The 13,188-nt window shown below is 44.2% G+C and carries 12 protein-coding genes; 4 read left to right on the top strand and 8 right to left on the bottom strand.

Annotated features, from left to right (window positions below; all coding sequences use genetic code 11):
* A partial coding sequence (locus tag H2O73_RS18890) for a transketolase family protein (protein WP_281364253.1) occupies positions 1 to 1,251 on the bottom strand: 1,251 nt, incomplete at its 3' end.
* Between the two features lie 80 nt (positions 1,252 to 1,331).
* On the bottom strand, positions 1,332 to 2,282 hold the full coding sequence (gene tal, locus H2O73_RS18885; protein ID WP_182110475.1) for a transaldolase: 951 nt from the start codon (positions 2,280 to 2,282) through the stop codon (positions 1,332 to 1,334).
* A 512-nt stretch (positions 2,283 to 2,794) separates the two neighbouring features.
* Between tal and H2O73_RS18880 the strand changes: the two genes are divergently transcribed.
* Positions 2,795 to 3,805 (top strand): sugar-binding transcriptional regulator, encoded by a 1,011-nt coding sequence (locus H2O73_RS18880; protein WP_182110478.1) that lies wholly within the window; start codon positions 2,795 to 2,797, stop codon positions 3,803 to 3,805.
* An 83-nt stretch (positions 3,806 to 3,888) separates the two neighbouring features.
* Here the strand turns inward: H2O73_RS18880 and H2O73_RS18875 are convergent, their stop codons facing one another.
* The 4 genes from H2O73_RS18875 to moeA form a co-directional block, all read right to left on the bottom strand.
* Positions 3,889 to 4,716 carry a sulfurtransferase gene (locus H2O73_RS18875; protein WP_182110474.1) on the bottom strand — a complete coding sequence of 276 codons (828 nt, stop codon included), beginning with the start codon at positions 4,714 to 4,716 and terminating at the stop codon, positions 3,889 to 3,891.
* A gap of 86 nt (positions 4,717 to 4,802) precedes the next feature.
* Positions 4,803 to 5,132, bottom strand: a complete 330-nt coding sequence (locus tag H2O73_RS18870) for a hypothetical protein (protein WP_182110479.1) — start codon at positions 5,130 to 5,132, stop codon at positions 4,803 to 4,805.
* A 44-nt stretch (positions 5,133 to 5,176) separates the two neighbouring features.
* Positions 5,177 to 5,926, bottom strand: coding sequence for a molybdopterin-synthase adenylyltransferase MoeB (gene moeB, locus H2O73_RS18865; RefSeq protein ID WP_182110473.1), 750 nt, complete (start codon positions 5,924 to 5,926; stop codon positions 5,177 to 5,179).
* Positions 5,927 to 5,934: 8 nt separating this feature from the next.
* Entirely contained in the window at positions 5,935 to 7,170 is a 1,236-nt protein-coding gene (gene moeA / locus H2O73_RS18860; RefSeq protein WP_182110472.1) for a molybdopterin molybdotransferase MoeA, read from the bottom strand.
* 172 nt (positions 7,171 to 7,342) lie between these two features.
* Here moeA and folE point away from each other — a divergent pair, with 172 nt between their 5' ends.
* Both folE and dbpA read left to right on the top strand, forming a co-directional pair.
* Entirely contained in the window at positions 7,343 to 7,996 is a 654-nt protein-coding gene (gene folE / locus H2O73_RS18855; protein WP_182110471.1) for a GTP cyclohydrolase I FolE, read from the top strand.
* A 122-nt stretch (positions 7,997 to 8,118) separates the two neighbouring features.
* Positions 8,119 to 9,498: an ATP-dependent RNA helicase DbpA gene (gene dbpA, locus H2O73_RS18850; RefSeq protein WP_182110477.1), complete on the top strand. Its 1,380-nt coding sequence runs from the start codon at positions 8,119 to 8,121 to the stop codon at positions 9,496 to 9,498.
* Between the two features lie 140 nt (positions 9,499 to 9,638).
* Here dbpA and H2O73_RS18845 read toward each other — a convergent pair whose 3' ends face one another.
* Entirely contained in the window at positions 9,639 to 10,817 is a 1,179-nt protein-coding gene (locus tag H2O73_RS18845; RefSeq protein ID WP_246335970.1) for an Acg family FMN-binding oxidoreductase, read from the bottom strand.
* A 99-nt stretch (positions 10,818 to 10,916) separates the two neighbouring features.
* On the opposite strand from H2O73_RS18845, the gene H2O73_RS18840 reads away from it, so the two are divergent.
* Positions 10,917 to 11,360: a MarR family winged helix-turn-helix transcriptional regulator gene (locus tag H2O73_RS18840; protein WP_246335968.1), complete on the top strand. Its 444-nt coding sequence runs from the start codon at positions 10,917 to 10,919 to the stop codon at positions 11,358 to 11,360.
* Positions 11,361 to 11,435: 75 nt separating this feature from the next.
* On the opposite strand, the gene dld is transcribed toward H2O73_RS18840, so the two are convergent.
* Entirely contained in the window at positions 11,436 to 13,142 is a 1,707-nt protein-coding gene (gene dld, locus H2O73_RS18835; protein ID WP_182110469.1) for a D-lactate dehydrogenase, read from the bottom strand.
* Between the last annotated feature and the right edge of the window lie 46 nt (positions 13,143 to 13,188).

The raw sequence follows: 13,188 nt of genomic DNA, 5'->3' as shown, positions 1-13,188 counted from the left end.
CATGATCGCTGTCATACCGAATTCACGAACACCGTAATGGATGTAGTTACCGGCAAAGTCACCCGTTTCTAGAGACTTAGAACCAGACCACATTGTTAGGTTAGAAGGGGCTAGGTCAGCAGAGCCGCCCATGAATTCAGGTAGCATAGCACCAAACGCTTCTAGTGCATTTTGTGATGCTTTACGTGATGCAATGTTTGCTGGGTTAGCTTGCAGATCAGCAATAATTTGATTTGCTCTCTCTTCCCACTCACCTGGTAGTTCACCGTTTACGCGGCGTTTGAACTCAGCTGCCAGCTCAGGGTATGCTGCTTCATAAGCTGCAAATTTCTCGTTCCACGCTGCTTCCTTAGTTGCGCCTGTTTCTTGCGCAGACCACTCTGCATAGATTTCCTGCGGAATTTCAAAAGGACCGTGCTCCCAACCTAATTCTTTACGTGTTGCTGCAATTTCTTCAGCGCCTAATGGTGCACCGTGACAGTCGTGTGAACCTGATTTATTTGGTGAACCAAAACCGATGATGGTTTTAGTACAGATTAGGGTAGGGCGAGGGTCTGCTTTTGCCGCTTCAATAGCTGCATTGATTTCGTTAGCATTGTGACCGTCTACTGCTGGGATAACATGCCAGCCGTAAGCTTCAAAACGCTTAGGTGTATCGTCAGAGAACCAACCTTCAACATGACCATCAATAGAGATACCGTTGTCATCCCAGAAAGCAATCAGTTTACCTAGACCCAACGTACCCGCTAGAGAACAAGCTTCGTGAGAGATACCTTCCATCAAGCAGCCATCACCCATGAAGACATAAGTGAAGTGGTCAACGATGTCGTGATCTTCTTTATTGAATTGTGCCGCTAGTGCTTTCTCAGCTAGCGCCATACCTACGGCGTTAGTAATACCTTGACCTAGAGGACCTGTTGTTGTCTCGATACCTGGTGCGTAACCATACTCTGGGTGACCCGGTGTTTTTGAGTGCAGCTGGCGGAAGTTCTTAAGATCATCAATTGATAGCTCGTAGCCACTTAGGTGTAGCAAAGAGTAAATCAGCATTGAACCGTGACCGTTAGACAGTACGAAACGGTCGCGATCAGCCCATTCTGGGTTTGATGGGTTGTGATTTAGGTGAGAACGCCAAAGAACTTCGGCGATGTCTGCCATACCCATAGGTGCACCAGGGTGACCTGAGTTCGCTTGTTGAACACCATCCATGCTTAAAGCACGGATTGCATTGGCTAATTGTTTACGATCCATAATAAGTACCAAATATCACTTGTTTCAAAAAGGGGATAATAAGAGGGGAACGCAAACGTTCCCCTTATTGATTCTGTTGGTTACAGCTTAGCTGCAATCATCTCTTCTAGTTTGCCTTGGTCAACGGCAAAATTGCGAATGCCTTCAGCTAGCTTTTCAACCGCCATTGGGTCTTGGTTGTGGTCCCATAAGAACTCAGAATGTGTCATTGCTGCTGGGCGAGCTTTCGTGCCTTTAGTGTCGATCAGTTTCTCAACGACTTCGCCTTCTGCTGCTTCTAGTTCTGCTAGTAGAGCAGGAGCGATAGTCAGACGGTCACAGCCAGCAAGCTCAAGGATTTCGCCGATGTTGCGGAAGCTTGCGCCCATAACAACGGTGTTATAACCATGTTCTTTGTAGTAGTTGTAGATAGCAGATACTGATAGCACGCCTGGGTCTTCAGATGCTTCAAAATCACGACCTTCCTTCGCTTTATACCAATCCATGATACGACCAACGAATGGAGAAATTAGGAATACGCCCGCTTCAGCACATGCGCGTGCTTGTGCAAACGAAAACAGAAGCGTTAGGTTACAGTTGATGCCTTCTTTTTCTAGGATCTCTGCAGCACGAATACCTTCCCAAGTCGAAGCCAGTTTGATTAGGATACGGTCATTGGTAATGCCAGCATCGTTGTACATTTTAATCAGTTGGCGAGCTTTTGTTACGCTACCTTCCATGTCGTAAGATAGACGAGCATCTACTTCTGTAGAGATGCGTCCTGGAATGGTGGTTAGGATTTCTTTACCAATGTTTACCGCAAGCATGTCACAAGCATCTTGAACTTGTTGTGCTTTGTCTGCGCCTTGTGCTTTTGCGTATGCGATCGATTGTTCAATAAGTGGCGCGTACTCTTCAATTTGAGCGGCTTTAAGAATTAGAGATGGGTTGGTGGTTGCATCTTCTGGCTGGTACTTTTTGATAGCATCAATTTCGCCAGTATCAGCGACTACAGTGGTGAGTTTACGAAGTTGCTCTAATTTGTTGCTCATAATCGATCATCCTATTTCTTAGTTAACACCACATCAGGCTGTGCATTAACATTTGCAAGCGAGTTAACGAATAGTGCGAGGCTAAAATAGTCTGCTTCTACTCATTAAACAGAAAACTTATGCCGTTAGAAGTGATGCTGTGAGCATTTGTTCTAACGATGAGTAAATGATGTGTTCATATTTATCCTATTGGCACTCAAAGTCAATCAACTAGTGCCAATTTCAGTGAGCTGAATCAACATTAATTTGATGGAAAATGACCCGTAGCGTGACTAAACGTTTGCTTAAAGAGAGTAAGGGATGAAGGGGAGTGACGAGCTTTACAATTTGACATGAGAATTTGTCATGCTTGCGAGCAAAAGTTGCATTCAATTCCGTTTGTGACATATGCTAAGGCACTGAGCGGATGCTCATTTAAATGTGTATGCAGTACCTCAATAATTAGACCCAACATCTCAGCGGTTGTTGAACGAAAGCTGATGTGGGTTATAGGTAAACAAATTTGGACTGTTATGGTGACCAATAATCAAGACAACACAATTGATAGTAGTGATTTACTGACTGCAATCTCAGTGGCTTATTATCAAGATGGGGCAACCCAAGAAGAGATCTCAAAGAAATTTGCTATCTCGCGCGCGAAAGTTGGGCGTTTACTGAAACAAGCACGCGATGAAGGTATTGTAGAGATCACCGTTAAGTACCACCCAGTGTTTAGTGCGAAGATCGAACAGCGCTTAATAGAACGTTTTGGTGTCAAGAGGGCTTTGGTGGCGCTCGATCAGCCAAGCGAAGAGCAACAACGTTTGCAAGTGGCTGGGTTGGTGTCGAAGTATTTAGCCAGCACATTACAAAACGGCACGGTAATGACAATTGGACAAGGGCGCAACGTTTCAGCCGTCGCTCACCATGTTGGCGTTATTCCACAAAAGGATGTGAAGTTTGTTTGTGGGATTGGCGGCATCCACCCTCGTGGGGGAATGTTTAATGCCGACCATATTTGTCGTCAGTTTGCTAAGAGTTATGGAGGTTCTTCTGAAACACTCTATGCGCCTGCCTATGCAGAAAACAGAGAGCAAAAACTGGCGTTTATGCAAAATGCGACCGTTAAGCAAACACTGGACTTAGCACGTAAGGCTGATGTTGCTCTGATTGGTATTGGCGACATGAGTGAAAACAGCTACATGGTTGATCTTGGTTGGTTTACTGCTGATGAGGTGGTGCAATCTCGCATGTTACAGGGAGTTGTTGGAGACTTTGCAGGCTACGACTTTTTTGATATCCATGGTATCGCTGCTAAAACAGTGATGAGTGATCGAGTGATTGGTTTAGGGATCGACGAGTTTAAATCGATATCCGAGGTGATCGCCATTGCCGCTGAAAATAGTAAGCCGCTGGCATTACTTGGTGCGCTTCGAACTGGGGCGGTCGATGTTATCGCGACCAGTGTTAGTAATGCGCTTACCGTTCTCAATCTCGATGAACAAATTGCCGATTCAAAAAAGCATCAATCAACGGATGATTAACCTTATGTGATGCCTTTATATAAGCAGCCCCTCAGTGAATACTGGGGGGCTGTGTGTTTTTTGCTTACAAGTATTTGCTGTCGCTACTCAATAGGCAGGTCGACTCGCTGTCCCCACTCAGTCCACGACCCGTCATAAACCGCTAGGTTTTTATACTCACATAAGTGGGCGGCTAACAGTACGATAGCGGCGGTCACGCCTGAACCACAACTAAAAATATACTGCTGTTTATTGTCGGCTAACGTATTCGCTAAAATGGCACGTAATTGCTCAACAGGTTTTAGACGCGAACCTTCAATAAGCTCTGCGAACGGTAAACATACAGAGTTTGGAATATGACCACTTCTTACACCGACTCTCGGCTCAGGTACTTCTGAGCGAAAACGGGCTAATGAGCGGGCATCAACGGTTAGGCTTGTCGAATCATTAATCGCATCAAGTACATCGTCAGCATTAACGAATAAGTTAGGATTAAGCTTGCCAGAAAAATCGCCTTGTCCGGTTGGTTTTGCATAGTCTAGAGAGGTGTCAAACCCAGCGTTTTTCCATTCGGTAAGACCGCCATCAAGAATATAAACCTCTTTGTGTCCCATCGCCTTGAACATCCACCAAGCCCGCGGAGAAGCAAATGTACCGCTATTATCATATACAACGATGATCGAATCGTTGTTTAATCCCAGTAAGCTAGCTAATTGATTAAAGCGCTCTTCAGAGGGCTGCATGTGTGGCAGTGATGAGTCTGGGTCGCAGAAATCTTTGTCATAATCAAAACGCAGTGCGCCGGGGATTTTATTGATCTTATCCTTTTCAGTTTCGGCAGGGATCTGAAAATCAATACTGGCATCAAGAATCACCACATTTTTCTTTTTTCTCAGTTGTTCAAGTTGTTGCGCAGAGATTAATGGTGACATTACGTTTCCTAGTCAGGTTTGGTGATGAGTTAAAGCTACAAGAAGCGAACGGCTAGAGCAATCGAGAATAGTGTCATGGTAGAAAATTATGGCTTGATCGATTCACTTTGTTGTCGGTAACAGGCTTTAAATCGGTAACGGCTCTGTTGCTGGAATAATGTTGATTCGAGTTCCAGTGAAATGCGCGAGCCTTTAGGGCATTCGACAGTAGCAGGGGAGGTGATCAATAGCGTTTGATTGTCGTCAGTCATAACATTGAGATAGCGACGGTGCCCATCAAGAGATTGGGTTAACGTTTGAGAAATGACCGTGCCTTGGATTGTTACTGGGCTTTGCGATGACAAGAGCCAAAGAGTGATTGCGAGAATGAGACAAGCAATAAAAAAGGCGACAATAAAGATTCTCGGGTTATTCATACCATTCCTCTTATTTGATCGCCTCTCAATTTACAAGTTTCTGCTTAGCTACAGACTGTACAGCTTGGCATCTTCATTAAGTTCATCTCGCGCCAAGACATCGTCATTGCGTCTAAAATCAGGATTTTGCCTTGCTTAGGTGTGCCATAGTTAGCAATCACCTTGATCGCTTCCATCGCCTGCATTGCGCCGATAATACCGACAACTGGTGCCATAACGCCAGCTTCAACACAGCTAAGTGCTCCGCCACCAAATAGACTACTTAAGCACTGGTAGCAAGGTGCGCTCTCATCTTGATAGGTAAAGACACTGATTTGACCTTCCATGCGAATAGCCGCACCTGATATAAGCGGTGTTTTGGTTTGGTAGCACAAACGGTTGAGTTGGTTACGGGTTTCAACATTGTCGGATGCATCAAGCACCAAAGTGTGGTTTTCGATCAACGCACGCAACTGCTCATCATTCAGACGTGAATCTACCGTGGCAACCTCAATAAATGGGTTGAGTTGTTTTAACGACTCCGCGGCGGATTCGACTTTCTTTTTACCAATATCCGCATCATGGTGAAGAACTTGGCGTTGAAGATTCGAAAGCTCAACGTTGTCATCGTCAATCAGCGTTAGTTTACCTACACCGGCAGTGGCGAGATATTGGCTAGAAGCACAACCAAGCCCTCCCGCTCCAAGAATGAGAATAGAGGCTTGTTTAAGTGCTTCTTGACCGTCGAAATCAAACTGCTTGAGCACGATTTGTCGGTTATACCTGAGCATCTCTTGATCAGATAAAATCTCCACACTCGCTCCTAGTATAACGTTGAGTTAAACAGTTGGATCTGCACCGTTTCGCCCACTTCCACACGACCACGTTCGCGCTCAAGGACAACAAAACAATTCGCAAGGCTCATAGAACGGAACGCACCAGAGCTTTGATTACCCGTTGTTTCAACCACAAATTGACCGTCTTCTATGGTATAAACACCGCGTTGGTAATCTGTACGACCTGGTCCTTTCTTAAAGGCGGTTTTGGTGATTGCAGGGATAGACTCAGGGGCTTTCCATTCAGTGTGACCGGCTAATTTTGCTAGCATCGGCTGAACCAAAACGTACATGGTTAGCACGGCTGAAACAGGGTTACCTGGTAAACCGCAGAACCATGCGGTATTGAGTTTGCCGAATGCAAATGGTTTACCTGGTTTGATCGCCAACTTCCAAAAGCCAATTTCACCAAGCTCTTCAAGAATATCTTTGGTGTAATCCGCTTCGCCCACACTGACGCCACCAGAGGTGACAACCACATCCGCTAACTGTTGTGCTTGCTCAAACGTTTCTGCAAGGGTTTTTGGGCAATCAGGAATAATACCGAGATCGATCGCTTCACAACCAAAATTTTCGATAAGTGGTTTAATACCATAGCGGTTGCTGTCGTAAATTTGCCCTTCAGCCAGTGGCTCACCAAGTGGTTTCAATTCATCGCCAGTAGAGAAAAAGGCAACTTTAGGTTTACGCACTACAACCACATGGCTGACACCCAGTGTCGCGATCATTGGGATATCACGCGGGGATAAACGAGCGCCTTTAGGCAGTACGATATCACCTTGCTTAATATCATCACCGGTTGGGCGAATGTTATTGTTCAGCTTCACTTCGTCTTGCAAGAATAAAATGCCATCCTCAGTAACCTGAGTGTTTTCTTGCATGATAACCGCGTCGCAACCTTGAGGGATTTTCGCACCCGTCATTATTCGAACGCAGGTGCCTTGTGGCCATTCACCTTCAAAAGGTAGACCAGCAAAGGACTTACCCGCTAATGGTAAGGTTTTTGATTGTTCAAGGTCCGCAATGCGGAGGGCGTAACCGTCCATTGCAGAGTTGTCAAAAGGAGGCACAAAAATTGGCGATAGAATCTCTTCAGCCAGTACGTAGCCTAAAGCCTCAGCAAGGGGCAAGCGAAGGGTGGTTTGAATCGGTTTAATGCGCGATAGCATGTTATCCATCGCTTCTTCTAGTGGCATCAAGCCCGGAGCGTCACAGCAACCCATGTATGATTCCTAATGTATTTCTAGTTTGAGCCAACTTTAACATACTTTCCGCGCCACAATAAGGCTGCCGTCGCTTTGCAAGCCTAGCCCTTAAAGAAAATGTGGGTGTAATTCGGCAAAAATCCGAGTATCCTTGTCACCCGTCCGCAAGGAGTAATTGTGAGGAAGTGGAATGTCAGGTCTTAGCGAATCAGCGAAGTTAGTAAAAGATGCGCTTGAAAGCCGCGGACTCGAAACGCCAATGGTGCGTAGCGGGTTCAGTCGTGAAGAAAAGAAGGAAAAGATTCAATATCATATGCGTGAGATATTAACGCTACTTGATTTGGATTTAACTGACGACAGCTTAGAAGAGACCCCGCATCGTATTTCAAAGATGTATGTTGATGAGATTTTTTCTGGTCTTGACTATCAAAACTTCCCAAAAATCACCGTCATCGAAAATAAGATGAATGTCAGTGAAATGGTTCGAGTAAAGGACATTACTTTAACCAGCACTTGTGAGCATCATCTAGTCACTATTGATGGTAAAGCGGCTGTGGCGTACATTCCGCGTGGGAAAATTATTGGTCTTTCTAAGATCAACCGCATTGTGAGATTTTTCTCACAGCGTCCACAAGTACAAGAACGTCTAACGCAGCAAATTCTCGTTGCGTTGCAAACGTTACTTGAGTCGGATGATGTCGCGGTCACTATTGATGCAACCCATTACTGCGTGAAATCACGTGGGGTAATGGATGCGACTAGCGTAACCACAACAACTGCGCTGGGCGGAATTTTTAAATCTATCCCTGCAACCCGTGCTGAATTTCTACACGGCTTGAGATAACCTTTGGGTTATACCAGATTACGGAAAACCGCTTCGTATGAGGCGGTTTTTTTATTCAACAATTTTAAGCTGCTAAGCCTGCAATATGTAACTGAGGTTTAGGGCAATATCGACGAGAAGAGATTGTGACAGATTCATTTAAATCCCTGCCACTAAGAAATGAGCTACTAACAACGCTAGACACACTTGGCTATACGCAAATGACGGCTATTCAGGCACAAAGTCTGCCGACACTGCTTGAAGGTAAAGATGTTATTGGACAAGGCAAAACAGGCTCAGGCAAAACAGCAACGTTTTCACTGGCACTATTGAGCAACCTAAATGTTCAACGTTTTCGTGTACAGTCGCTAGTACTGTGCCCAACGCGTGAGCTTGCGGATCAAGTAGCAAAAGAGATTCGTACATTAGCGCGTGGCATTCACAACATTAAAGTACTGACTTTATGTGGCGGTATGCCAATGGGACCACAAATAGGTTCACTTGAGCATGGTGCACACATTCTAGTTGGTACCCCAGGTCGAATTTTGGACCATTTGAGCAAAGGTCGAATCGATCTATCTGAGCTAAATACCTTAGTGCTTGATGAAGCTGACCGCATGCTAGAAATGGGCTTCCAAGAAGCGCTTGATGCGGTGATCGAACAAGCACCAAAACAACGCCAAACCTTGTTGTTTAGTGCGACTTTCCCGAAACAGATTGAAGCGATTGCAAGCCGTATTACTCAATCACCTTTGATGGTAAAAGTAGAATCGACGCACCAAACCACGACGATTGAGCAGACATTCTTCAAACTAGAGTCGACACAAGAGCGTGATGATGCTTTGGAAGCTTTGTTGTTGACTCACCGCCCTCAGTCATCAGTTGTATTCTGTAATACCAAGAAAGAAGTGATGAACGTGACTGACGAGTTACTGCATCGCGGTTTTAGCGTTGTAGAGCTTCATGGTGATATGGAACAGCGCGAACGCGATCAAGCACTGACTATGTTTGCTAACAAGAGTATTTCAATTTTAGTTGCGACAGACGTAGCGGCTCGTGGTTTGGATGTTGAAAACCTAGATGCGGTCTTTAACTTCGAATTGTCACGCGATCCAGAAGTTCACGTACACCGTATTGGTCGTACCGGTCGTGCGGGTGCGAAAGGACAAGCGTTTAGTTTCTACAGTGAGAAAGATGGTTACCGTGTCGCTCTGATTGAAGAGTACATGGATATCGAAATTTCACCAAAGGCACTACCAAGTAAACCAAGTGGTGAACCTTACCAAGCAGCAATGACAACTATCCAAATTTTGGGTGGTAAGAAGATGAAAGTGCGAGCAGGTGATATTCTAGGTGCGTTAACTAAGACGGCAGGTATTGATGGCAAACGCATTGGTAAGATCAATATCTTAGCGATGGTTTCATACGTAGCAGTTGAAAACGATGTGGCGAAAGTAGCATTGAAACAACTGCAAATGGGCAAAGTGAAAGGCAAAGCACTTAAAGCTCGTATCATGAAATAACTGACGCTCTGTCGGTGATTCATTTCAATAGAACCAAATCCAGTCTCTATTGAAAAATGGCTCTGTTTACATGATGTATTTAATACATCAGTGAACGGAGCCTATTTATTTAATTTCAAACGGCTTTCCACCTCAGTGGTTCACACTAATATCGACTTAACTTCTCGTCTCGGAGTCATGGCTGTTGCTGGGGCTTTTCCTAAACGAAACAACATTTGCACTGTGTCGTTAGTTTCAATTTGGAAATGCTGCTTAAACGTTGTTTGCAGAGAACGCATATCATCATATTCTTCTAAAATTTGGCTCATCGGGTGCATAGCCACACCTAAATGACTGCAGGTTAGATTGATACGATTGTAGATTTCACCAATTTTTATCTGTGTTTGCCGACTATTCTCTTTGGTCACTAACAGAGCGTAGTGAGGGTTGTCAGCTACGACTTCTTTCACCTTATTAATACCTTGTTGTCCAAATGAGGTAGGGTCGCGTTCAGCTTTTTCACGACTAATAAACATCGTTTCTGCTATCCATTTTTTTATGCCAGAGACTCCGTTTTGCTCCAACCCAAACCCATCGCGATATTTGGCAAATTCTTCGTTGGTAAATCGGAACATATTGATGGTCTCTAAGCTTCTGTATTTATTACTTTCTTCAATGGTTATTGCGTCAACTAAATAGCTTGCCATCTTAGTTTTATCTTTGTGGTCACTGATAAACTTGATGTAGTGTTGTTGATCAGTGACTAAATGAGAAAGGTTAGCTAGCACGGAGTCTGGAAGCATAGTCGGACTGTAAGGAATCTTCGTCGTTTGTCGACGTGAGAGCTCGCGAAATAATGTTTCATTGGGTAATGTTTCACCATGTAAATCCTCTCCAACAGTTGCTTTAACAACGTCAAGAGTGATGTCGACCACAGGCAGTGGTTCCAAACTTAGGTTGTCGTATTCGCCTTGTGGAAAGTAGTTAATTTGGGGGCGCATACTAAAATGTTTTGCTGCAATAATTAAACTATCAACAAAACAGCCGATTCCGATATGAATTTGTCGATGATAAGGGTCTGTCTCAGGTAGCAGCCTTTCCTCATCGACGAAAATACGAATAACGTTGCTTTTGCTTAGGGATACTTTCCATGGCTGTTTGTTATGTGGGTTTGGGCATAGCATTGCGTAACTGATCAATGTCTTACGAATATCTTGATAATCATGCAATGGTCTCAGTATTACGGGTTTTTCATCTGATAACTGAGTGATAACCAGAGGAGACGCGGCGACTATTACCGCACCTGTTCCCATCACCTTAATAAAACTACGTCTGTTCATTACTTTTCCTCCATGGAAAAAATAGATAGAATACATTCCATGGAATAAATATACATTCCTGGGAATGTATTATCAATATATATTGAGAGAATGATCTGCATGAAAAGTGAAATAGCAAATAACTTATTCATTTCTTTAGGAATAGTTAATCAGCTTACAGAAAGCTTATTGGTTCGACACTTGGTCCCTTTTGGTATCACTCCATCTCAATTTACTATTCTCACTCACTTTTTGCGCCATAGAGATGAGGCTCAGACGATTAGTGAATTAGCAAAAGTGATGCAAATGAACCAGCCTGGGCTGACAAAAGTCATCAATAAATTGCATCAAATGGACATGCTGGATATCGAGAAAGACCTAGTTGATGGGCGTAAAAAATGGATACGGATTAATGCATACGGGGTTGAAACAGTACAAGCCGCATACGTTAGTTTCACACCCGTAATAGACGAGATTTTTGCACAGTGGGATGAAAATGAGATGCAACAAACATTGGAAAAGATTGATAAATTGAAAGTGTGGTTGGATACAAACCGAGCTTGATAGCAATGTTCATATGAGTTTAGCTTTGGTTTTTGAGTTGATCCCTTGTGGCTAAACAAGGGATCGAGATTGATACTAACCGCAGCAACTACAATTGCGTTTGTATTTGCTCATTTTGCCAATGCCAGGGTTGAAGGTATTGGTTGGGTCGAGTGAATGATAGAACTCTTGAAGTTGTTTTTCTGCTTCATAAAGGTGCCCAACGTTATGCTCTGCAGGGTACTTGGCCCCTTTTTCTGTCAGAAGTTTAAGCATCAGCGCTTTTATCTTCTTGGTATCTGCCCCTTTTTTGAAAATATAATCTTGGTGGAATACATGGCACATGAAGTGTCCGTAATATAAAGCCATGACCATATCTTTAGTGATCTCTTCAGGTAACTGTTCCACCCAATCGACATCATTTCTTCTTAATGCGATATCAAGCGCGAGAATATCTTCGACGTCATTGGCGTGAACGGTTTCATAGCGAATGGCGGCACCCGCAGCAGCAAAGCGATGTAATAGGGCTTTTTTACCTTCATCTCCACTACATTCGAAATAGTCGCATTGGTCTTGTTTCGACCAAGTGTTTTCAAGGTATTTCTTAGCCTCTTCAATGCCGCCATCACTCATCTTGAGAATCAAATGGTGCTCGTACTTATCACGGTATTCGAGCATACGCGCTGGCAAATGCTGGGGGAATAGCTTGGTTAGCCAGTAGAGCATGATGTCAGGCAAATCTTTTGATACAAAAGGTACGCGTTTTAGAAAGGTTTCAACTTTGGCTTTCAAGCTGAAAAATTTAGGCAGATTGTCGGTACCAAGGTGATTGATCGACAAAAACACATCTTTACCGTACTTTTCTGCCAAATTAAAAATATCGCGGTGCATATACTCACCCATTTCAGGTAAGTGTTTAAACTGGCTCAGTATGTCGCGGCGCAGCATAGTAAGCTTGGCTGGGTCATTACAGCCAATATAGAACAACTGCTCTTTTTCTGGAACAGGGTAAGTGTCTACACGTACTGCAAATACGGCGAGCTTTCCGGCGCAACCGCTAGCCTCAAACAATCTGCGGGCATCGGCATTAAATCGAGAAGGGGTATCAGCATCAACGCTACGTACTCGGTCATTGTATTCACGGTCGGATGCCATTGCATCGCTCTCTTGGATTTGTTCTGGCTGAAAGTGTCCTTTCTCTACATTGGCAAGAATTTCTTCTGGTGAGTCACCTAAACCCGTGATGCCAAGGTGATTAACCAATTCGAGTTTTCCTTCTTTGGTGACTCGACCAAATAGTGCTAGCTCAGTATAAGCCGGACCACGTTTGACTAATGCACCACCCGAATTGTTGGCGATGCCGCCAACAACGGTTGCACCAATAGTGGATGAACCGATCACTGAGTGAGGGGCTCTGTTGACTGTTTTTAATGACTTTTCGAGCTGGTGCAAGCTCACACCCGGTAAGCTAATGATCTGTTTACCACCTTCTAAAAGGTGCAGTGTTTTGATGCGAGTAATGTTGATGATCACCACTTCTCGGTCATAGTCATTCCCACTGGGTGCAGAACCTTCTGTTAATCCAGTTTTCGCTGCCTGCATGATAATGATGCAATTAGCCGCTACGGCAGCTTCAAGTAAACGCCACTGCTCAACGAGCGAAGTCGGAAATAAAACGGCCAGTGCTTTACCTTTTCCAGAGCGAAACCCAGAGCGGTAGTACTCGGTTTTGTGTTCCTGAGTCAGCACATTGTCTTTGCCAATAATTTGTTCGAATTTGGCTATTAACTCTTGGTTATTCATAGGCTTTCCTGGTTTCGTCACTGAACTTGAGCGGGATGTAATAATT

It is taken from the genome of Vibrio marinisediminis, assembly GCF_014050145.1.
Lineage (GTDB): Bacteria > Pseudomonadota > Gammaproteobacteria > Enterobacterales > Vibrionaceae > Vibrio > Vibrio marinisediminis.
This window is presented reverse-complemented; position numbering and strand designations above follow the sequence as displayed.

Excerpts from the sequence above, each read along its gene's own strand:
- tal (WP_182110475.1), bottom strand. The coding sequence starts at position 2,282 with ATGAGCAACAAATTAGAGCAACTTCGTAAACTCACCACTGTAGTCGCT.
- H2O73_RS18880 (WP_182110478.1), top strand. The coding sequence starts at position 2,795 with ATGGTGACCAATAATCAAGACAACACAATTGATAGTAGTGATTTACTG.
- H2O73_RS18875 (WP_182110474.1), bottom strand. The coding sequence starts at position 4,716 with ATGTCACCATTAATCTCTGCGCAACAACTTGAACAACTGAGAAAAAAG.
- H2O73_RS18870 (WP_182110479.1), bottom strand. The coding sequence starts at position 5,132 with ATGAATAACCCGAGAATCTTTATTGTCGCCTTTTTTATTGCTTGTCTC.
- moeA (WP_182110472.1), bottom strand. The coding sequence starts at position 7,170 with ATGGGTTGCTGTGACGCTCCGGGCTTGATGCCACTAGAAGAAGCGATG.
- folE (WP_182110471.1), top strand. The coding sequence starts at position 7,343 with ATGTCAGGTCTTAGCGAATCAGCGAAGTTAGTAAAAGATGCGCTTGAA.
- H2O73_RS18845 (WP_246335970.1), bottom strand. The coding sequence starts at position 10,817 with ATGAACAGACGTAGTTTTATTAAGGTGATGGGAACAGGTGCGGTAATA.
- H2O73_RS18840 (WP_246335968.1), top strand. The coding sequence starts at position 10,917 with ATGAAAAGTGAAATAGCAAATAACTTATTCATTTCTTTAGGAATAGTT.
- dld (WP_182110469.1), bottom strand. The coding sequence starts at position 13,142 with ATGAATAACCAAGAGTTAATAGCCAAATTCGAACAAATTATTGGCAAA.